Here is a 20,982-nt window from a genome sequence, read left to right as displayed (position 1 = left end):
CTGTTCATCCCGTCCTTAGAGCTGTACGCCAGAGAATGACATGAAGCCCAGCGACATCAGGCCGATGGTGATGAAGGTGATGCCCAGACCCTGCAGACCATCCGGTACATCGCTGTACTTCAGCTTCTCGCGGATGCCCGCCAGCAAAGCGATGGCCAGTGCCCAGGACAAGCCCGAACCAACGCCATAGACAGTACTTTCCGCCAAGTTGTAATCACGCTCGACCATGAACAAGGTGCCGCCCATGATGGCGCAGTTCACGGTGATCAGTGGCAGGAACACACCCAGCGCGTTGTAGAGGCTGGGCACGTACTTATCGAGGGTCATCTCGAGGATCTGCACGATGGCCGCGATCACGCCGATGTAGCTGAGTAGCCCGAGGAAGCTCAGGTCCACTTCAGGCAAACCGGCCCACGACAGCGCACCCGCCTTGAGCAGATAGGTGTAGATCAGGTTGTTGGCCGGCACGGTGATGGCTTGGACCACGATAACCGCGATACCCAAGCCAATCGCCGTTTCCACCTTCTTCGAGATCGCGATGAAGGTACACATGCCGAGGAAGAACGCCAGGGCCATGTTCTCGATGAACACGGCACGGACGAACAGGCTGATGTAATGCTCCATTAGTAAGCCTCCTTGTTAGAGACTTGCGGCGCCATCTTGAAGGACGGCTTCTCGACCTGCTCCCTCTTCCAGGCACGGATGCCCCAAATGAATAGACCGATCAGGAAGAACGCCGAAGGAGGAAGCAGCATCATGCCGTTTGGTAGATACCAGCCACCGTCGTTGACCACAGGGAAGATGGTATAGCCCATCAACTTGCCCGCACCGAACAGCTCGCGAATGATGCCAAGCGCGATCAGCATGGCGCTGTAGCCCAGACCGTTACCCAATCCGTCGAAGAACGACAGCATCGGCGGGTTCTGCATGGCGAACGCCTCGGCACGTCCCATCACGATGCAGTTGGTGATGATCAGACCGACAAAGACCGACAACTGCTTTGATAGCGAGAATGCATAAGCCTTGAGCACCTGATCAACCAGGATCACCAGCGAGGCAATAATCACCATTTGCACGATCATGCGGATCGAGCTCGGGATCTGGCTGCGGATCATCGAAATGAACAAGTTGGAGAACGCAACCACAAGCGTCAGCGCGACAGACATCACTAACGCAGTATTGAGGTTGGAAGTAACCGCCAGCGCCGAGCAGATTCCGAGAATCTGCAGGCCGATGGGGTTGTTGTTGAAAATCGGATCGAACAGGACTTGCTTGATTGTAGGTTGCGACATGCTCATGCCTCCCCTGCGCGCAGATTAGCGATAAAGGTGCCGAAGCCATTCTCGCCTAGCCAGAAGTGCAGCAGGTTGTTTACACCGTTGCTGGTCAGCGTTGCACCTGCCAGGCCATCGACTTGGTGATTCGCCTTTGGGCTCTGCGGATCCACGCTGCCCTTGACGATTTGCACAGCAAGGTTGCCGTTGTCATCGAACAGCTCCTTGCCGGGCCACTGACCGCGCCATATCGGATTATCGACCTCACCACCCAGGCCGGGAGTTTCGCCATGCTGGTAGAAACCAAAGCCGGCAATGGTGTCGAGATCGCCTTCGACCGCCATAAAGCCGTAGAGAGTTGACCACAGGCCGTAGCCACGAACAGGCAGGATCAGCGTATCGATCTCGCCCGCACTCTCCCCTTCAACGATATAAACGGTGCTGTAACGCTCGCGGCGCTTGATCGAGGCGATGTCCTCGTCGCTCGGTAGCGCTTCGGACAAAGCTGGATCCTTGGCAGCAACCAGCGGATCGAAAGTCGTGGCATCGAATTCATCGCTGAACTTGCCAATTTCCAGATCGACTAGGCGGGCAACGATACGCTCGTTAAACAGCTGCTTGACCTGGTTGCCGGACATTCCAGCCTCACCCAGGCCGGCGATCGCCAGAATGCTGCGTTGTTTGTCCAGCAAGCGATTTTCCAGCTGCGTCGGGCGCAGCGCCACAGCGGCGCCCGCAACGAAAATGGAGCACACCAGGCAGACCAATAGGGCTACCGTCAGCGTACGAACGGTTGATTCTTTCTGACTAGACATTACGTGCCAGCCTCCGCTTGATATTGGCCTGAATGACAAAATGGTCAATCAGCGGTGCACACAGGTTGGCGAACAGAATCGCCAGCATCATGCCTTCCGGGAAGGCAGGGTTGACCACGCGGATCAGCACGACCATCACACCAATGAGGATGCCGAATACCCACTTTCCGGTATTGGTCATGGAGGCCGAAACCGGATCGGTCGCCATGAAAATCAGACCGAAGGCGAAACCGCCCACCACCATATGCCAGTACCAAGGCATGCCGAACAGCGGATTGGTGTCGGAACCGATCAGGTTGAACAGGTAGCTCAGCACAATCATGCCAATCATCACGCCGGAAACGATGCGCCAAGAGGCAATCTTGGTCAGCAGCAGCACCGCGCCGCCGATGAAGATCGCCAACGTGCTGGTTTCTCCGATCGAGCCATGCACGGTACCGATGAATGCATCCATCCAAGTGATGCCGTTGCCGATGATATTCTCGATACCGCCGACGAAGCCGAGGCTGAGTGCGGTCGCACCAGAGAAACCATCCACGGATGTCCACACCGCGTCACCAGACATCTGCGCCGGATAGGCGAAGAATAGGAAAGCACGAGCGGTCAAAGCCGGGTTAAGGAAGTTCTTGCCGGTGCCGCCGAAGATTTCCTTGCCAATCACTACGCCGAAGCTGATGCCCAGCGCCACCTGCCACAGCGGGATGCTCGGCGGCAGAATCAATGCGAACAGCACCGAAGTGACGAAGAAGCCTTCGTTGACCTCATGTTTGCGAATGGATGCGAACAGCACTTCCCAGAAACCGCCGACGATGAAGGTCACCGCGTAGATCGGCAGGAAGTAGGCCGCCCCCTGGATGAAGTTATCCCACAAACTGGTCGGATCGAAGCCGGCCAGAGCGCCGATCAGCGCAAAGCGCCAGCCTTCCTGCGCAGCCAGCAGATCGGGGCTCTGCGCGAAAATCAGGTTGGCCTGATAGCCCACGTTCCACATGCCGAAGAACATCGCCGGGAAGGTGCACATCCAGACGGTAATCATCATCCGCTTGAGGTCGATGCCGTCACGCACGTGCGCAGTGGTCTTGGTGACGCTGCCCGGACGATAGAGGAAGGTATCGGCGGCTTCGTACAGTGCGTACCACTTCTCGTACTTGCCGCCCTTTTCAAAATGATGCTCGATCTTGTCGAGGAATGCGCGAATGCCCATGCCTTACCCCTCCTTCTCGATGCGGGTCAGATTGTCCCGCAGGATCGGGCCGTATTCGTATTTGCCAGCGCAGACATAGCTGCACAGCGCCAGATCCTCTTCGTCGAGTTCCAGGCAGCCAAGCTTCTGCGCCACCTCGGTGTCGCCTACGATCAGCGAGCGCAACAATTGAGTCGGCAGGATATCGAGCGGCATCACTTCCTCGTAGTTGCCAACCGGCACCATCGCGCGCGGGCTGCCGTTGGTGGAAGTAGAGAACGCGAATTTCTTACCGGCATTGAGCTTGGAAATGAAGATATTGAGCACCGAGTGCTTGGTTCGTCCCAGACGCATGTAATGCAGCATCTCGCGCTCCTTGCCCTCGCGCAGGCAGGAAACCTGCTGATGGTAGCGACCGAGATAGGCGAAGGCGCCATGGGCGGTACGACCACCAAGCAACGAACCGGAAACGACGCGGTTGGCTCCCAGCTGCAATTCGCCTGCAGTCAGTTCATCCAGGTTGGCGCCCAGACGGGTGCGCACCAGGCGCGGTTGTTCAACTACAGGGCCGGCAAGCGATACCACTCGCTCAACCGACAGGCGACCGCTCGTAAATAGCGCACCTATGGCAATGACATCTTGATAGCCAATGGTCCAGACGCTTTTACTGGCGCTGACGGGATCAAGGAAGTGGATATGCGTACCAGCGAGACCCGCAGGATGCGGCCCGGCAAAACTCTCGGTCTTGACCTTGGCGAGCTGTTCGCCTGGCAGCGAGGCGCCATCGGCCTTGCAAAGAAACAGCTTGCCCAGATTGCCGAGAACCTTGAGGCCAGCTTCGAAATCAGCCGCACGTTCAGCAATTATGATCGATGGATCGGCTGCCAACGGATGGGTGTCGATTGCCGTGACGAAAATGGAATTGGGCACGGCATCGATCGCCGGCACTTTACTGTATGGACGCGTGCGCAGGGCAGCCCAGAGGCCCGACTGCTGGAGATTCTCACGAACCTGCACATCGCTGAGCCCTTCGAGTTCGGCTGCACCATACTGGCTGAACGTCACTTCGTCCGTTCCGTCCAAGTCGATGACCACCGACTGCAGGACCCGCTTCTCACCACGATGAACTGCACTGACAACGCCGGCGCCAGGCGCCGTGAAAACGACTCCAGGCGTCTTTTTGTCCGAGAACAGAACCTGCCCCAACTTGACCCGATCACCCACCTGAACGTCCATGGTCGGCTTCATGCCCGGGTAGTCAAATCCCAAAACCGCGACGCTTCGCACGGGCCTTGCAGCCTCGATACGCTGCGCCGGCGCACCTGCAATGGGCAAATCAAGCCCACGTTTTATATTGATCATCGGTTCGCTAACCACTGATTGAAGGCTTTTTTACGAGCCTGCGACCTAGCTCAAAGTCGAATTGCACGACACGCACTGATGATTTATCAGCGCGACGCCATGCCGCAGGTCCCAAGTAGAAATCCGCCCGATTATAGAGGTCGCGGACCAAGACTGGCCACCCAAGAGCTTTCAATTTTTTGACTGCGGACAAGCGCGCCTTGTAACCAACTATTGACGCGAGCCGCTACATGGCTTGATACGGCGGAAATCTGTTTACGGTCAAAATGAAAAACGGGAGCCGAAGCTCCCGTTCATTATCTGCGCAGACTCAGCGCGGGAAGGCTGGCGGATTGACCCCTGCCATATCTTCCATGACGCGCACTACCTGGCAGCTGTAGCCGAATTCATTGTCATACCAGACATACAGCACGACGCGGTTATCGCTACAGATGGTTGCCTCGGCATCTACAACGCCGGCATGGCGCGAGCCGACGAAATCCGTGGAAACCACTTCCTGTGAATTGACGAAGTCGATCTGCTTCTGCAGATCCGAATGCATGGCCATCTGGCGCAGGTATTCGTTGATCTCGTCGCGGTTGGTGGCCTTTTCCAGATTCAGATTCAGGATCGCCATAGAGACGTTCGGCGTCGGAACGCGGATAGCATTGCCAGTCAGCTTGCCCTTCAGCACCGGAAGCGCCTTGGCCGCCGCAGTTGCAGCGCCGGTCTCCGTGATGACCATGTTCAGCGCGGCACTACGACCACGACGACTGCCTTTATGGAAGTTGTCGATCAGGTTCTGGTCGTTGGTGTAAGAGTGCACGGTCTCGACGTGACCGTTGACGATGCCGTACTGGTCGTTGACCGCCTTGAGCACCGGCACGATGGCGTTGGTGGTACAGGAGGCAGCGGAGACGATCTTGTCGTCTTCGGTGATATCGGCATGGTTGATGCCATGCACGATGTTCTTCAGCTCGCCCTTGCCAGGCGCGGTCAGCACGACGCGGGCAACGCCAGGACACTTGAGATGCTGGCCGAGACCTTCGGCGTCACGCCACTTGCCGGTGTTGTCCACCAGCAACGCGTTCTCGATGCCGTACTGGGTGTAGTCCACCGAAGCTGGATCGTTGGAGTAGATCACCTGGATCAGGTTGCCGTTGGCAGTGATGGTGTTGTTCTCGGCATCGATATGAATGGTGCCGTCGAACGGGCCGTGTACAGAATCGCGGCGCAGCAGGCTGGCGCGCTTGACCAAGTCGTTCTCGGCCCCTTTGCGCACGACGATCGCACGCAGACGCAGGCCGTCGCCGCCACCGGTTTTTTCGATCAAGATGCGCGCCAGCAGGCGGCCGATACGGCCAAAGCCATAAAGCACGACGTCGGTGCCTTTATGGACGCCAGTCGTATTGCGCTTGCCAGCGACTTCAGCCAACTCATCACGCACGAACTGGTCAAGGCTGCGGCCGTTGCCCTCGGCCTTGAACTTGGCGACGACCTTGCCCAGATCCACCGAGGCGGCGCCCAGGTCCATGCTGCTCATGGTCGTGAGGATCTGATGGGTTTCGTTGACACAGAGTTCGGCTTCGTCAGCCTGGCGGTGACGAGCGAAACGATGCGCTTTGAGCAATGCGATGACCGAACGGTTGATCAACCCGCGGCCATAGATGGAAGTCACCACGTTATTGTTACGATACAGCTGACCAATCAGCGGAATCATCGCTTCGGCGAGGGCTTCTCGATCAATCCATTCACCAAGACACTGGTCGGGCTTCTGAGTCACGGGCAGTTCCTTCCAACATGTAGGGGCTGAGAAAAAGGGCTACATTATGCCGGCGCACCCTAGCGCCGGCAATCTGTGCAGCGGAAACACTGACAGCGTCCCGCTCGGATAGTTACAATCCGGGCGGTCCATTTTTCGACCGGAGTCACGTCCACTCGTGTCCGTATTGCGCCTTCCGCCCATGCCTGCCGCCAGCGGCAAGCAAACCTGGGGCAACCTTCCCGGAGCCGCGCTAAGCCTGGCCATCGCCGAATCCGCCAGCCGCGCAGAATGCTTCACCCTTCTTCTCACCGCCGACAGCCAGAGCGCCGAGCGCCTCAAGGAAGAACTGGCGTTCTTCGCGCCGAGCTTGCCGGTTTTGCATTTTCCCGACTGGGAAACGCTGCCCTACGATGTGTTCTCGCCGCACCAGGACATCATCTCCCAGCGCATCGCGGCGCTCTATCAGCTGCCTGAACTGACCCACGGCGTACTGGTAGTTCCGATCACCACCGCGCTACACCGCCTCGCACCCAAGCGCTTCCTGCTGGGTTCCAGCCTTGTGCTGGATGTCGGCCAGAAGCTCGACGTCGAACAGATGCGCTCGCGGCTGGAAGCGGCGGGCTACCGCTGCGTGGATACGGTGTACGAGCATGGCGAATTCGCCGTGCGCGGCGCGCTGATCGACCTCTATCCCATGGGTAGCGCACTGCCCTATCGCATCGACCTGTTCGACGACGAGATCGAAACGCTGCGGACCTTCGACCCGGAAAACCAACGCTCCATCGAAAAGGTGGATTCGGTGCGCCTGCTGCCGGCCCGCGAGTTTCCAGTGAAAAAGGAAGCGGTCACCGGTTTCCGCGCGCGCTTCCGTGAACGCTTCGACGTGGATTTCCGGCGCTGCCCGGTCTACCAGGACCTGTCCACCGGCATCACCCCGGCGGGCATCGAGTACTACCTGCCGCTGTTCTTCGACGAAACCTCGACGCTCTTCGATTACCTGCCCGAGGACACCCAAGTGTTTTCTCTGCCAGGCATCGAGCAGGCCGCCGAGAACTTCTGGAAGGACGTACGCAACCGCTACGAAGACCGCCGCGTCGATCCCGAACGGCCTCTGCTGCCACCTGCCGAGTTGTTCATGCCGGTAGAGGATTGCTTCGCCCGTTTGAAGCTATGGCCACGCGTAGTCGCCAGCCAGGAAGATGTGGAAACCGGCATCGGCCGCGAACGCTTCCCGGCCAGTCCACTGCCGGAGCTGGCCATTGAAGCCAAGGCCAGCGAGCCGCTGGGGGCGCTGCGGCGCTTTCTCGATGAATTCCCTGGCCGTGTACTGTTCACCGCCGAATCCGCTGGGCGCCGCGAAGTGCTGCTGGAACTGCTGGCCCGCCTGAAGCTGCGTCCGCAGGAAGTCGACGGCTGGCCGGCTTTCCTACAGAGCAAGGAGCGCCTGGCGATCAGTATCGCGCCGCTGGACGACGGCCTGCTGTTGCAACACCCGCAGCTGGCGCTGATCGCCGAAAGCCCGCTGTTCGGCCAGCGCATCATGCAGCGCCGCCGGCGGGAGAAGACTCGCGATGCCGGCGAGAACGTCATCAAGAACCTCACCGAGCTGCGCGAAGGCGCACCGGTGGTGCATATCGACCACGGCGTGGGCCGCTATCAGGGCCTGATCACCCTGGAGATCGAAGGCCAGTCGGCCGAGTTCCTCCAGCTGCAGTACGCCGAGGAAGCCAAGCTCTACGTGCCCGTCGCTAGCCTGCACCTGATCGCCCGTTATACCGGCAGCGACGACGCCCTGGCACCGCTGCATCGGCTGGGTTCGGAAACCTGGCAGAAGGCCAAGCGCAAGGCCGCCGAGCAGGTCCGCGACGTCGCTGCCGAACTGCTCGACATCTACGCCCGCCGCGCCGCCCGCGAAGGTTATGCCTTCCAGGACCCGCAGCTGGACTACGACACCTTCAGCGCCGGCTTCCCCTTCGAGGAAACGCCGGACCAACAGGCCGCCATCGAAGCCGTGCGCAGCGACATGCTCGCGCCCAAGCCAATGGACCGGCTGATCTGCGGCGACGTCGGCTTCGGCAAGACCGAAGTGGCCATGCGCGCCGCATTCATTGCCGTTCACAGTGGCCGCCAAGTCGCCGTATTGGTGCCCACTACATTGCTCGCCCAGCAGCACTACAACAGTTTCCGCGACCGCTTCGCCGACTGGCCGGTGAAAGTCGAGGTAATGAGCCGCTTCAAATCCGCCAAGGAAATTCAGGGCGCAGTGGACCAGCTCGCCGAAGGCAAGGTGGACATCCTCATCGGCACCCACAAGCTGCTGCAGGACGACGTCAAGTTCACCAACCTGGGCCTGGTGATCATCGACGAGGAACACCGTTTCGGTGTGCGTCAGAAGGAACAGCTGAAGGCGCTGCGCAGCGAGGTGGACATCCTCACCCTCACCGCCACGCCGATCCCGCGCACGCTGAACATGGCGGTCGCCGGCATGCGCGACCTGTCGATCATCGCCACGCCGCCGGCGCGGCGGTTGTCGGTGCGCACCTTCGTCATGGAGGCCAACAACCCGACCATCAAGGAAGCCCTGCTGCGCGAGCTGCTGCGCGGTGGTCAGGTCTACTACCTGCACAACGATGTGAAGACCATCGAGAAATGCGCCGCGGACCTTGCCGAACTGGTGCCCGAGGCGCGCATCGGCATCGGCCACGGGCAGATGCGCGAGCGCGAGCTGGAACAGGTGATGGGCGACTTCTACCATAAGCGCTTCAACGTGCTGGTAGCCTCGACGATCATCGAGACCGGCATCGACGTGCCCAGCGCCAACACCATCATCATCGAGCGTGCCGACAAGTTCGGCCTGGCCCAGCTGCACCAGCTGCGTGGCCGCGTCGGGCGTAGTCACCACCAGGCCTACGCCTATCTGCTCACCCCGCCACGCAAGCAGATGACGCCAGACGCGGAAAAGCGCTTGGAAGCCATCGCCAATGCCCAGGACTTGGGCGCCGGTTTCGTGCTGGCCACCCACGACTTGGAAATCCGCGGCGCCGGCGAGCTGCTCGGCGACGGCCAGAGCGGGCAGATCCAGGCGGTGGGTTTCACCCTCTATATGGAAATGCTGGAACGCGCGGTCAAGGCCATCCAGAAGGGCGAACAGCCGAACCTGGACCAGCCACTGGGCGGCGGTCCGGAGATCAACCTGCGCATCCCGTCGCTGATCCCCGAGGACTACCTGCCGGACGTGCATGCGCGCCTGATCCTCTACAAGCGCATCGCCAACGCCGCCGACGAGGACGGCCTGAACGAGCTGCAGGTGGAGATGATCGATCGCTTCGGCCTGCTGCCGGACCCGGCCAAGCACCTGATCCGCCTGACGCTGCTCAAGCTGCAGGCCGAAAAGCTCGGCATCACCAAGATCGACGCTGGGCCCCAGGGCGGACGCATCGAATTCGCCGCCGATACACCGGTCGATCCGATGGCGCTGATCAAACTGATCCAGACGCAGCCCAAGCGCTACAAGTTCGAAGGCGCGACGGTGTTCAAATTCCAGGTGCCCATGGAACGACCGGAAGAACGTTTCAATACGCTGGAAGCCCTGCTCGAACGTCTGACACCGGCGGCTGGTCAGTGAGACCATTCGCCGTTGTGCCGACTATCCCTCCTTGCACCTGAGCCATGTCCGAGACTTTTTTCGATCACCTTCCCGAACCCTGGACGACCTATTTCTCACCACTGGCCTTGAGCCGTGGTGAGCAATACGCCGCCGAAGGACGGGTGCGGATCATCGAGCAGTCGGCGCAGCGGGTCGCGGCGAGTTGCCAGGGCTCGGGGAGTAATAGCTACCGGCAAACCCTGACCCTCGGCCCGCGCGGCGAGCTGCACTGCCTCTGCACCTGTCCGGTGGGCTGGGCCTGCAAACACGCGGCGGCCGTGCTGTATGAGCTGGAGCGACAACAGCAACAGCCACGATCCACCGCTCCAGTGAGCGATTCCCAAGACGGTTTGCACGGCGCGCTGCAAGCCTGGCTTTCACACCTGCCTCAGGCCCTCAGCGAGGTACCGACGGCGCCAGCGCAGCACTGCCTGCACTATCTGCTCGAACCAGATCTCACCGTCACCGTATATAAAGTGCGGCAACTCAAGGATGGCAGCTTCAGCACTCCTCAGCTCTATTTCGCAATGCGCGAGGCGAGCTTCCGGCAACCACGCTTCATGCTGCCGATCGATTTGCGCATCGCCGCCCTGCTGAACCTGTGCGCAGGCGGCAGCAACACGTTCCAGCTGGAAGGCCCGAATGGCGGCGAGGTGCTGCGGCTCGTGCTTGAAAGCGGGCGCGCCTTCTTGAGTTTCGACCGGCCCGCCTTGCAACCTGGCCTCTGCCGCGAGGCACAGCTGCAATGGCGCACCAATCGCAACGGAACCCTATACGCCAGCCTCGTTCCGGAGGATGTCGAATTGATCGAAGCCATCGACCCGCTCTACTACCTGGACGAGGCGAAGAACGAGTTGGGTGTGATCGCTCACGGCCTCGGCGATGCGCTGGCCCGGCATCTGCTCAAGCTGCCCGAAGTGCCTGCCGCGCAGGCCACATTATTCAGCCTCTCGCTGAACGATATCGCCCCCAAGCTACCCGCACCGAGCAAACCGCAGGAAAAACGTATCGACGACCTGTCGCCCCGACCACGCCTGGCGCTGGGTAGCCATCAGTTCATGAACTACCACCCCGGCAGCGGGCGCATGGTCAATGAACAGCAGCACCGCGCCGGCCTCAGCTTCGTCTATGACCGCACGGCGGCCCATGGAAAGAGCAAGGCTGACGAACGCATACGCCAGGTCGGTGACCAGGGCATCCTCAGCATTGCCCGCCAGCCCAAAGCCGAACAGGCACTGCGCCAGCGCCTGCTGCAATTCGGCCTGCGCCCCGCCCTGCGCCAGAGTCAGGCATTGCCCAAGGACTCGGCAGAGATGTACGAGCTGCCCAACGAGGCCGCCTGGCTGCAGTTCGTTCAGCAGCACCTGTCGCAGCTGCGCGACGAAGGTTGGGAGATCGTCATCCAGCCGGGCTTCGCCTACGACCTGGCGCAGGTTGAGCAATGGTACGCCGAGGTCGATGAATCGCCGGAACACAGCTGGTTCGAGCTGGAACTGGGCATCGTCGTCGAAGGCGAACGCATCAGCCTGCTGCCGGTGCTGTTGGATGTGATCCGCAAGACGCCGGCGCTGCTGGCCCCGGAACAACTGGCCCAGCGTCGCGATGATGAGATGCTGCGCATCACCCTCGCGCGCCGCGACGACGGTCATCCACTTCAAGTGTTGCTGCCCTTCGGTCGGCTCAAACCGATTCTCGCGACCCTCGGCGATCTGTATCTGCAACAGCCCTTGGCCATGAGCGACAGCCTGCGCTTGGACCAGGCCGACGCCGCGCGTCTGGCCCAGCTCGACGCGCTCCCGATGGAGTGGCACGGCGGCGAACGCCTGCGCGATTTCGCTCAGCGCCTGCGCGACTACCGCCAGCGCCCCTGCCCACCGCCCGCAGGACTGAACGCCGAGCTGCGACCCTATCAGCTACAGGGATTGTGCTGGATGCAGACGCTGCGCGAATTGGAGGTAGGCGGCATTCTTGGCGACGACATGGGTCTGGGCAAAACCCTGCAGACCCTGGCCCATCTGCTTATGGAAAAACAAGCCGGCCGCCTCGACCGCCCCGCTCTTGTGGTGATGCCCACCAGCCTGATTCCAAACTGGCAGGACGAGGCGGCGCGCTTCGCACCCGACCTTCGGGTGCTCACCCTGCACGGCCCGGCCCGGCAAAAACACTTCGGCGAACTGGCCGATTACGACCTGCTGCTGACCACCTACGCGCTGCTACCCCGGGACGTCGAGCGCCTGGCCGAACAGCCGCTGCATGTGCTGGTCTTGGACGAGGCGCAGAACATCAAGAACGCCGGCAGCAAGGCCGCCCAGGCCGCTGGCCAGCTGCAGGCGCGACAACGCCTATGCCTGAGCGGCACCCCACTGGAAAACAACCTCAGCGAGCTTTGGTCGCTGTTCCACTTCCTCATGCCCGGCTGGCTGGGCAACGCCAAGGAATTCAACCGTACCTATCGCACACCCATCGAGAAACACGGCGACCCCGTGCGGCTGCAACACCTGATCGGCCGCATCCGCCCCTTCCTGCTGCGCCGGCACAAGGAGGAGGTGGCGCACGAGCTGCCGCCCAAGACCGAGATATTGCATTGGGTAGAGCTGACCCCGGCGCAACGCGACCTCTACGAGACGGTGCGGCTGGCCATGGATCGCAAGGTACGCGACGAGATCGACCGCAAGGGGCTGGCGCGCAGCCAGATCATCGTTCTCGACGCCCTGCTCAAGCTACGCCAGGTCTGCTGCGACCTGCGCCTGGTCAAGGGTGATACGGCGCGCGCGGTTCGCGGCGGCAGCTCAGGCAAGCTGGACAGTCTGATGGAGATGCTCCAGGAACTGCTCGCAGAAGGCCGCCGCGTGCTGCTGTTTTCGCAGTTCACATCGATGCTCGCGCTGATCGAGGAAAGCCTGCAGCAGCGCGGCATCGATTACGTGCAGATCACCGGCGACACCCGCGACCGTCGCACCCCTGTGCAGCGCTTCCAGAACGGCGAGGTGCCGGTGTTCCTGATCAGTCTCAAGGCCGGCGGCACCGGGCTCAACCTCACCGCCGCCGATACCGTGATCCATTACGATCCCTGGTGGAACCCGGCCGTCGAAAACCAGGCCACCGACCGCGCCTACCGCATCGGCCAGGACAAGCCCGTGTTCGTCTACAAACTCATCGCCCGCGGCACGGTGGAAGAGAAGATCCAGCAACTGCAGGCCCGCAAGGCCGAGTTGGCGGCCGGCGTACTGCAAGGCAGCGGCGAAGCCGACTGGACGCTACAGGAAAGCGATATCGAGGCGCTGCTGGCACCGTTGGAAAGGTGAAAGCAGGAAGCCAAGCCGTTGGACTGCGACTTCCGATGGGCATCGACCCCAGAGCCGTCTCCGTCACCGGAGACGGCTGCGTGGATGCAGCAGATCGGCCATTGCGAGAGGGGCAGCACACATCAATATTCCCTTCACACCCAAGCTGGATGACGACCTGCTTTTAGTCCAAGCTTTCACCACTAACTGCAAACCGCCATCGAACCAGACAAGGACATGCCGATGAGCCTCTATGAAATCGCGTTTTCCGGCCAGTTGCTCCCCGGCGCACGGCTCGAGCAGGTCGAAGCCAACCTGAGCAAGTTGTTCCAGGCCGACGCCCAGCGCATCGCGCAGTTGTTTTCCGGGCGGCGCATGGTCATCAAGCAGAACCTGGATTTCGCCGCCGTGGAGAAGTATCGCCAGGCTTTGGAGCGCGCCGGCGCGCAGGTCGAAGTCAGGCCGATGCCGGTCGCCGTCGAGGAAATCGAACTGGCACCGCCGCCTGCCGAGGAGCCGCCCGCACCGCAGGCATCCACGACCGCGCCTAAGCCGCTGAAGGTCGCACCTCGCGATGAATACATGGCTGCTTTCGTCGATGTCGAGGCCCCGGATTTCGGTATCGCGCCGGTCGGCGTCGATCTGCAGGATGCCCGCCCTACAACCCCTCCGCCGACACTGAATCTATCGCAGTTCAGCCTGGCCCCGGTGGGCAGTGACATGAGCGAGCGCCGCCGCGCCAGCGATGCCCCCGTTCCAGATACCTCGCATCTGAAGTTGGTGGAGTAACGCGCCACATCGGACGGGCTGCGCTGCGTTTCAGCCCACCAGGTGCTGGCTGGGAGAATTGGTGGGCTGACGCGGAACGCCGCCCGGCCCACCCTACTCCACCAGCCAGCCGAACTCCCGCCGCTCCGGCAGGCTCCAAGACTACAAGCCCTCACAGTGCCTGTACTCATGGACCTAGTCGTCGCCCGCCCCGAAGGCCTCTACTGCCCTCCCGGTGATTTCTACATCGATCCCTGGCGTCCCGTTGAACGCGCCGTCATCACCCACGCCCACGGCGATCATGCGCGCTGGGGCATGGGTCACTACCTGGCTTCCAGCGACAGCGAAGGCATCCTGCGCTCGCGTATCGCCGCCGACATGCCACTGCAGACGCTGGGCTACGGCGAAACCATCAACCATCACGGCGTAACGCTCAGCTTCCATCCCGCCGGCCATGTGCTCGGCTCGGCACAGATTCGCCTGGAATACCGCGGCGAAGTTTGGGTCGCCTCGGGCGACTACAAGGTAGAACCGGACGGCACCTGCGCGCCCTTCGAGCCGGTGCGCTGTCATACCTTCATCACCGAATCCACCTTCGGCCTGCCCATCTATCGCTGGCCCGCGCAAACCGAAGTGTTTCGCGGCATCAACGACTGGTGGCGCGCCAATGCCGCCGCTGGGCGCGCCAGCGTGTTGTTCTGTTACGCCTTCGGCAAGGCGCAACGGATTCTCCATGGCCTCGATGAAAGTATCGGCAGCGTGGTGGTGCATGGCGCGGTCGAGCCACTGAACCGGGTCTATCGCGACGCCGGCGTGTATCTGCCGCCAACGCTGTACGCCGGCGACCTGAAGAAAGGCGATCCACGCCTGAGACAGGCAATCATCTTGGCCCCGCCTTCGGCCGGCGGTAGCATCTGGATGCGCCGCTTCGGCGACTATGCCGATGCCTTCGCCAGCGGCTGGATGATGCTGCGCGGCACCCGTCGGCGTCGTGGCGTCGACCGTGGCTTCGTGCTCTCCGACCATGCCGACTGGCCCGGTTTGCTATGGGCCATCGAACAGACCGGCGCGGAGCGAGTCATGGTGACCCACGGCTCGGTGCCGGTACTGGTGCGCTACCTGCGAGAGATGCGCGGCCTCGACGCCCAAGCCTTCGAGACCGAATACGGCGAAGAGGACGACGCAGCCACACAGGAGGCCGAATGATCCGGCGCTCAACCTCGCGGAATTGTAAGAGCGAGCTTGCTCACGCACAGACTGCGCCGGGACATGACGGTGGTAGGAAATGAAAGCCTTTGCCACCCTTTACAGCCGCCTCGACGCGACCACCTCCAGTAACGCCAAGCTTGCTGCGATGCGCGACTACTTCCGCGAAGCAGATCCCGCCGACGCCGCCTGGGCGGTCTACTTCCTGTCCGGGGGCCGACCGCGCCAGCTGGTGCCGACCCGCGTGCTGCGCGATACGGCCATGCAAGCGTCCGGTTTACCGGAATGGTTGTTCGAGGAAAGCTACCAAGCCGTCGGTGACATGGCCGAGACCATCTCGCTGCTGATGCCCGAAGCCGAGCACAGTTCGAACGAAGGCTTGGCGGTGTGGATGCAGGACAAGCTGTTGCCGCTGCGGGGCCTGCCGCCCGAGATATTGGCCGAGCGTTTGCCGGCGCTCTGGTCACAACTTGATCGGATCAGCCTGATGGTGTGCATCAAGCTGATCACTGGGGCTTTTCGCGTCGGGGTATCGAAGCTGCTGGTCACGCGAGCACTTGCCGCGCTGGCCGATCTCGACCCGAAACGCGTGGCGCAGCGCCTGGTCGGTTACACCGATCTGTCACACCGTCCTAGCGCCGAAGGCTATCTGGCGCTGATCGCCGACGAATCGGAACACGAACATGCCCAGCGAGGCGGCCAGCCTTACCCGTTCTTTCTCGCACACCCGCTGCAAGCGCCGACGGAAGACTTCGACACGCTGCTGGGCGCGCCGGAGAATTGGTTCGTTGAATGGAAGTGGGATGGCATCCGCGCCCAGCTGGTCAAGCGCGACGGGCAGATCTGGATCTGGTCGCGCGGTGAGGAACTGGTCAGCGAGCGCTTTCCCGAGCTGTGCGAGCTGGCCGGCTGTCTACCGGACGGAACGGTGATCGATGGCGAGATCCTGGTCTGGAAACATCCGCCCGAGCATCCAACCACTGCGCTACCGGGCCTTGATGCCGCAGCGCCCACACCTGAAGGGTTCGGCGTACAACCCTTCGCCCTGCTGCAGCAGCGCATTGGTCGCAAGAACCTCACCGCCAAGGTGCTGCAGGATGCGCCCGTTTCCGTCCTCGCCTATGACCTGCTGGAATGGCAGGGCGAGGATTGGCGGCAACGACCGCACCGCGAGCGCCGGCGGCAGCTCGAAGCGGTGGTCGCACAATGCCCTAACCCACGGCTGATGCTGTCGTCACTGGTCACGGGCGCCGACTGGCAGGACCTGGCCCGCCAGCGCGAGGCCTCCCGCGCCCTGGGCGTCGAGGGCATGATGATCAAGGCCCGCGCCGCGCAATATGGCGTCGGTCGCACAAAAGATGTGGGCCTCTGGTGGAAATGGAAGATCGACCCCTACTCGGTAGATGCAGTATTGATCTACGCCCAGCGCGGCCACGGCCGCCGCGCCAGCCTCTATACCGATTTCACCTTCGCCGTGTGGGACGGCGAGCCGGGTGATCCCGAACGCAAGCTGGTGCCCTTCGCCAAGGCCTACTCCGGCCTGACCGACGAGGAGATGCGCAAGGTGGACGCCATCGTGCGCAAGACCACCGTGGAGAAGTTCGGCCCAGTGCGCAGCGTGACACCGACGCTGGTGTTCGAGCTGGGCTTCGAAGGCATCGCCGCCAGCAGCCGGCACAAAAGCGGCATCGCCGTGCGCTTCCCAAGGATGCTGCGCTGGCGTCATGACAAACCAGTGGATGAGGCGGATACGCTGGAGACGCTCAAGGAATTGTTGGGATGACCGTTCTAGCCTGCCCCCATGGCCGAACAAGTTCGGCCCTACAAGCACAACCGCAGTCTCGCCCCCGACCTTGTAGGGCCGAATTTATTCGGCCGCACCACAATCGCGCGCAATAAAGAAATTGCACGCTTCAAGCACCAAACCGGTGCAAGCATTGGTTTCCAAAGCATCGAGCCCTAGCTATGAGCAAGGCGTAACGGTCTGGCGCTCTACCAAGGCACGACTATTGCTGAGTGACGGTTCAACTATCGATGAACCCTTCGGCAATGACTGCGCTGACTTCCCTGTTTACTCCTCACTGGCACGCCGAGCTGGAACTCGGCTATGCACGTTTTGGCGAGACGACGCGCCCGGTGTACCGACGCCACAGCGGTCCGCTGCGGGTGCAGAAGCATCTGTATGCCGAAGGCCCAGAAGTCTGCCAGCACATCATCGTGCACCCACCAGGCGGGATTGCCGGCGGTGATCGCTTGGACATCAGCGCCACGGTCGGCGCCGACGCCTGGGCACAGCTGACCAGTCCCGGTGCAGCCAAGTGGTATCGCGCCGCCGCCCCGGCGTTCCAGCAATTGGCACTGCATGTCGAAGCCGGCGCCACGCTCGAATGGCTGCCGCAGGAGACCATCGTCTACTCCGCTGCGCAGGCCGAGTTGTCTACGGCTATCGAACTGGAAGGTGACGCCAGGCTGTTCTACTGGGACATGGTCGCTCTGGGCCGCCCCGCTGCGAGCGAACGTTTCGACGCTGGGCATTTTCAGGCGCAACTGGATATCCGCCGTGACGGCGAACTGCTCTGGCACGAATGCCAGCGCGTTATCGGCGGTGACAGTTTGCTGGATTCGCCAATCGGTTTCGATGGCCAACCGGTGTTCGCCACCCTGATCGCCACGGGAGAAATCGACGCGGGTTTGATGGAGCGCTGCCGCGAACTACCGAACCGGGTTCGCGGCGACCTGACACAACTGCCGGGGCTGATCGTCGGCCGCTGCCTGGCCCGCGAAGCGCTGCACGCCCGTGCCTGGCTGATCGAGCTGTGGCGCCTGCTGCGCCCGGAGCTGCTGGGGCGTGAGGTCGTACCGCCGAGAATCTGGAGCACGTAGCGATTCCCGCCGAAAACCGGTGGATGTGAACGAAGACATCCACCCTACGAATGGAGCACCAATGGACCTCACCCCTAGAGAGAAAGACAAGCTGCTGATCTTCACCGCTGGCCTGGTCGCGGAGCGCCGCCTGGCACGCGGCGTGAAGCTCAACTACCCGGAGGCAATGGCCTACATTTCTGCGGCATTGCTCGAAGGCGCCCGTGATGGCCGGACGGTCGCCGAGCTGATGCATTACGGCACCACTCTGCTCAGCCGCGAGCAAGTGATGGAAGGCGTGCCGGAAATGATTCCGGAAATCCAGGTAGAAGCGACGTTCCCTGACGGCACCAAGCTGGTCACGGTCCATCAACCGATCGCCTGACAGCAGCCATAAATCTAACACTGCAAACCAGAGCGATTCCCAGCGGCTTTCGCTTCCGACTTCTGTCCAAACGTACCGCTAAATTACGGAGTGATTGTCATGATCCCTGGCGAATACCGAATTCAGAACGGCGACATTGAGCTCAATGCCGGCCGCCACACCCTGACCCTGAGCGTGGCCAACAGCGGCGACCGCCCCATCCAGATCGGCTCGCACTATCACTTCTTCGAAGCCAACGACGCCCTCACTTTCGACCGCGCCGCCGCGCGAGGAATGCGCTTGCACATCCCCGCAGGTACGGCAGTACGCTTCGAGCCCGGCCAGAGCCGCGAGGTAGAGCTGGTCGATCTGGCCGGTGATCGCCGAGTGTTCGGTTTTGCCGGGCGGGTGATGGGGGCGCTCTAGAGCGCAGCCGCAAGCTGCAAGAGAGCAGTCCGGCTTTCATTTTTACTTGAGGCTTGCAGCTTGACGCTTGCAGCCTGAATCCGAGGAACGAGGATGAAAATCTCCCGCCAAGCCTACGCCGACATGTTCGGCCCCACCATTGGCGACAAGGTGCGCCTGGCCGATACCGAGCTGTGGATCGAAGTGGAAAAGGACTTCACCGTCTACGGCGATGAGGTGAAATTCGGCGGTGGCAAGGTCATCCGCGACGGCATGGGCCAGAGCCAGCTGTGCGCTGCCGACGTGGTCGATACGGTGATCACCAATGCGCTGATCGTCGATCACTGGGGCATCGTCAAGGCCGACGTCGGCCTCAAGGACGGGCGTATCGCCGCCATCGGCAAGGCTGGAAACCCGGATATTCAGCCCGGCGTGACCATCGCTATCGGCGGAGCCACCGAAGTCATCGCTGGTGAAGGCCTGATCCTCACCGCGGGCGGCATCGACAGCCATATCCACTTCATCTGCCCGCAGCAGATCGAAGAAGCCCTCATGAGCGGCACTACTACCATGATCGGCGGCGGCACGGGCCCGGCCACCGGCACTTACGCCACCACCGTGACACCCGGCCCGTGGCACATGGCGCGCATGCTCCAGGCCGCCGAAGCCTTCCCGATGAACATCGGCTTCACCGGCAAGGGCAATGTCTCGCTGCCCGAGCCGCTGATCGAACAGATCCAGGCTGGCGCCATCGGCCTCAAGCTGCATGAAGACTGGGGGACCACGCCGGCGGCCATCGACAATTGCCTGAGCGTGGCCGACCAGTACGACATTCAGGTGGCGATCCATACCGACACGCTGAATGAATCCGGCTTCGTCGAGACAACGCTGGACGCGTTCAAGGGCCGCACCATTCACACCTACCACACCGAAGGCGCGGGTGGCGGCCACGCCCCGGACATCATCAAGGCTTGCGGCTTCCCCAACGTGCTGCCCAGCTCGACCAACCCGACCCGGCCGTTTACCCGCAATACCATCGACGAGCATCTGGACATGCTGATGGTCTGCCATCACCTGGACCCGAGCATCGCCGAGGACGTGGCCTTCGCCGAAAGTCGCATCCGCCGCGAGACCATCGCCGCCGAAGACATCCTCCATGACCTCGGCGCCTTCTCGATGATCAGCTCCGACAGCCAGGCCATGGGCCGCGTCGGCGAAGTCATCACCCGCACCTGGCAAACCGCCGACAAGATGAAGAAACAGCGCGGCGCCTTACCGGGCGACGGGCCGGACAATGACAACTTTCGTGTCAGGCGCTACATCGCCAAATACACCATCAACCCGGCAATCACCCACGGCATCAGCCACGAAGTAGGCTCCATCGAAGCTGGCAAATGGGCCGACCTGGTGCTCTGGCGGCCGGCATTCTTCGGCGTCAAACCGACCCTCATCCTCAAGGGCGGCGTCATCGCTGCCAGCCTGATGGGCGATGCCAACGCCTCGATCCCGACCCCGCAGCCGGTTCACTACCGGCCCATGTTCGGCAGCTACGGCGGCTCACTACACGCATCGAGCTTCACCTTCATCAGCCAGGCCGCAGCCGAGGCCGGCGTGCCCGAGCAGCTCGGGCTGAAGAAAAAAATCGGCGTGGTGAAGGGGTGCCGGGCGGTGCAGAAGAAGAATCTGATCCATAACGATTACACGCCACAGATCGACGTCGACCCGCAGAACTACCAAGTGAAGGCAGACGGCCAGCTGCTTTGGTGCGAGCCCGCGGAGGTATTGCCGATGGCGCAGCGGTATTTCCTGTTCTGACCCAACGTGCAGCACCACGGCGGAAACATTTCCGCCCACCGCTCATGGCGACATTCGACATATGCGCTAGACGCGGCACACCGTAGGGCGGGTTTTTAACCCGCCATTGGCGCTCAGCTCAGCTCAGCTCATCTCAACGCCACGCCACGCCACGCCGAGAGAATCCCACTTCAACACCACCAGGGCATCGCGCGGTTTTCTTGCGAGCTATCGGTGCATTACAAGAGGCGATTCGCGACCGACCGCCCCAGTTC

At 61.9% G+C, this 20,982-nt stretch carries 15 protein-coding genes; 9 read left to right on the top strand and 6 right to left on the bottom strand.

The genetic code is table 11. The features are described from left to right. Positions 1 to 15: 15 nt before the first annotated feature. From nqrE to V6943_RS09215, 6 genes are all read right to left on the bottom strand, one after another. Complete coding sequence (gene nqrE, locus V6943_RS09240; protein WP_131648194.1) at positions 16 to 624, bottom strand: NADH:ubiquinone reductase (Na(+)-transporting) subunit E; 609 nt, start codon at positions 622 to 624, stop codon at positions 16 to 18. After that, complete coding sequence (locus V6943_RS09235; protein ID WP_177493019.1) at positions 624 to 1,298, bottom strand: NADH:ubiquinone reductase (Na(+)-transporting) subunit D; 675 nt, start codon at positions 1,296 to 1,298, stop codon at positions 624 to 626. Before V6943_RS09235 ends, nqrE begins: the two co-directional genes overlap by 1 nt. Continuing rightward, positions 1,295 to 2,089 (bottom strand): Na(+)-translocating NADH-quinone reductase subunit C, encoded by a 795-nt coding sequence (locus tag V6943_RS09230; RefSeq protein WP_340553301.1) that lies wholly within the window; start codon positions 2,087 to 2,089, stop codon positions 1,295 to 1,297. The genes V6943_RS09235 and V6943_RS09230 overlap by 4 nt, the downstream gene beginning before the upstream one ends. Further along, a complete protein-coding gene (locus V6943_RS09225; RefSeq protein ID WP_340553300.1) occupies positions 2,082 to 3,293 on the bottom strand; it encodes an NADH:ubiquinone reductase (Na(+)-transporting) subunit B in 1,212 nt (403 codons plus the stop codon). Before V6943_RS09225 ends, V6943_RS09230 begins: the two co-directional genes overlap by 8 nt. 3 nt (positions 3,294 to 3,296) lie before the next feature. Then, the gene (locus V6943_RS09220; RefSeq protein ID WP_181102730.1) at positions 3,297 to 4,634 is read right to left on the bottom strand and encodes a Na(+)-translocating NADH-quinone reductase subunit A; all 1,338 of its coding nucleotides are present in this window, start codon (positions 4,632 to 4,634) and stop codon (positions 3,297 to 3,299) included. Between the two features lie 310 nt (positions 4,635 to 4,944). Continuing rightward, on the bottom strand, positions 4,945 to 6,396 hold the full coding sequence (locus V6943_RS09215) for a glyceraldehyde-3-phosphate dehydrogenase (RefSeq protein WP_181102732.1): 1,452 nt from the start codon (positions 6,394 to 6,396) through the stop codon (positions 4,945 to 4,947). Positions 6,397 to 6,553: 157 nt separating this feature from the next. On the opposite strand from V6943_RS09215, the gene mfd reads away from it, so the two are divergent. From mfd to ureC, 9 genes are all read left to right on the top strand, one after another. Then, positions 6,554 to 10,003, top strand: coding sequence for a transcription-repair coupling factor (gene mfd, locus V6943_RS09210; protein ID WP_340553299.1), 3,450 nt, complete (start codon positions 6,554 to 6,556; stop codon positions 10,001 to 10,003). Between the two features lie 44 nt (positions 10,004 to 10,047). Further along, the gene (locus V6943_RS09205) at positions 10,048 to 13,329 is read left to right on the top strand and encodes a DEAD/DEAH box helicase (protein WP_340553298.1); all 3,282 of its coding nucleotides are present in this window, start codon (positions 10,048 to 10,050) and stop codon (positions 13,327 to 13,329) included. Positions 13,330 to 13,551: 222 nt separating this feature from the next. Continuing rightward, positions 13,552 to 14,097: a hypothetical protein gene (locus V6943_RS09200; RefSeq protein ID WP_131648186.1), complete on the top strand. Its 546-nt coding sequence runs from the start codon at positions 13,552 to 13,554 to the stop codon at positions 14,095 to 14,097. A 168-nt stretch (positions 14,098 to 14,265) separates the two neighbouring features. Further along, a complete protein-coding gene (locus V6943_RS09195) occupies positions 14,266 to 15,282 on the top strand; it encodes a ligase-associated DNA damage response exonuclease (RefSeq protein WP_340553297.1) in 1,017 nt (338 codons plus the stop codon). A 79-nt stretch (positions 15,283 to 15,361) separates the two neighbouring features. After that, on the top strand, positions 15,362 to 17,065 hold the full coding sequence (locus V6943_RS09190) for an ATP-dependent DNA ligase (protein WP_340553296.1): 1,704 nt from the start codon (positions 15,362 to 15,364) through the stop codon (positions 17,063 to 17,065). 266 nt (positions 17,066 to 17,331) lie between these two features. Beyond that, positions 17,332 to 18,165 carry an urease accessory protein UreD gene (locus tag V6943_RS09185; RefSeq protein WP_340553295.1) on the top strand — a complete coding sequence of 278 codons (834 nt, stop codon included), beginning with the start codon at positions 17,332 to 17,334 and terminating at the stop codon, positions 18,163 to 18,165. A gap of 61 nt (positions 18,166 to 18,226) precedes the next feature. Further along, a complete protein-coding gene (ureA, locus tag V6943_RS09180) occupies positions 18,227 to 18,529 on the top strand; it encodes an urease subunit gamma (RefSeq protein WP_131648182.1) in 303 nt (100 codons plus the stop codon). 99 nt (positions 18,530 to 18,628) lie between these two features. After that, a complete protein-coding gene (locus V6943_RS09175; RefSeq protein WP_131648181.1) occupies positions 18,629 to 18,934 on the top strand; it encodes an urease subunit beta in 306 nt (101 codons plus the stop codon). Positions 18,935 to 19,027: 93 nt separating this feature from the next. Then, positions 19,028 to 20,728 carry an urease subunit alpha gene (gene ureC, locus V6943_RS09170; RefSeq protein WP_340553294.1) on the top strand — a complete coding sequence of 567 codons (1,701 nt, stop codon included), beginning with the start codon at positions 19,028 to 19,030 and terminating at the stop codon, positions 20,726 to 20,728. The last annotated feature ends 254 nt before the right edge of the window (positions 20,729 to 20,982 follow it).

Source organism: Pseudomonas sp. CBC3, assembly GCF_037967085.1.
Classification (GTDB): Bacteria; Pseudomonadota; Gammaproteobacteria; order Pseudomonadales; family Pseudomonadaceae; genus Stutzerimonas.
This window is presented reverse-complemented; position numbering and strand designations above follow the sequence as displayed.

Bases quoted from the DNA above. Each gene is read 5' to 3' on its own strand.
- nqrE (WP_131648194.1), bottom strand. From the start codon at position 624: ATGGAGCATTACATCAGCCTGTTCGTCCGTGCCGTGTTCATCGAGAAC.
- V6943_RS09235 (WP_177493019.1), bottom strand. From the start codon at position 1,298: ATGAGCATGTCGCAACCTACAATCAAGCAAGTCCTGTTCGATCCGATT.
- V6943_RS09230 (WP_340553301.1), bottom strand. From the start codon at position 2,089: ATGTCTAGTCAGAAAGAATCAACCGTTCGTACGCTGACGGTAGCCCTA.
- V6943_RS09225 (WP_340553300.1), bottom strand. From the start codon at position 3,293: ATGGGCATTCGCGCATTCCTCGACAAGATCGAGCATCATTTTGAAAAG.
- V6943_RS09220 (WP_181102730.1), bottom strand. From the start codon at position 4,634: ATGATCAATATAAAACGTGGGCTTGATTTGCCCATTGCAGGTGCGCCG.
- V6943_RS09205 (WP_340553298.1), top strand. From the start codon at position 10,048: ATGTCCGAGACTTTTTTCGATCACCTTCCCGAACCCTGGACGACCTAT.
- V6943_RS09200 (WP_131648186.1), top strand. From the start codon at position 13,552: ATGAGCCTCTATGAAATCGCGTTTTCCGGCCAGTTGCTCCCCGGCGCA.
- V6943_RS09195 (WP_340553297.1), top strand. From the start codon at position 14,266: ATGGACCTAGTCGTCGCCCGCCCCGAAGGCCTCTACTGCCCTCCCGGT.
- V6943_RS09190 (WP_340553296.1), top strand. From the start codon at position 15,362: ATGAAAGCCTTTGCCACCCTTTACAGCCGCCTCGACGCGACCACCTCC.
- V6943_RS09185 (WP_340553295.1), top strand. From the start codon at position 17,332: ATGACTGCGCTGACTTCCCTGTTTACTCCTCACTGGCACGCCGAGCTG.
- ureA (WP_131648182.1), top strand. From the start codon at position 18,227: ATGGACCTCACCCCTAGAGAGAAAGACAAGCTGCTGATCTTCACCGCT.
- V6943_RS09175 (WP_131648181.1), top strand. From the start codon at position 18,629: ATGATCCCTGGCGAATACCGAATTCAGAACGGCGACATTGAGCTCAAT.
- ureC (WP_340553294.1), top strand. From the start codon at position 19,028: ATGAAAATCTCCCGCCAAGCCTACGCCGACATGTTCGGCCCCACCATT.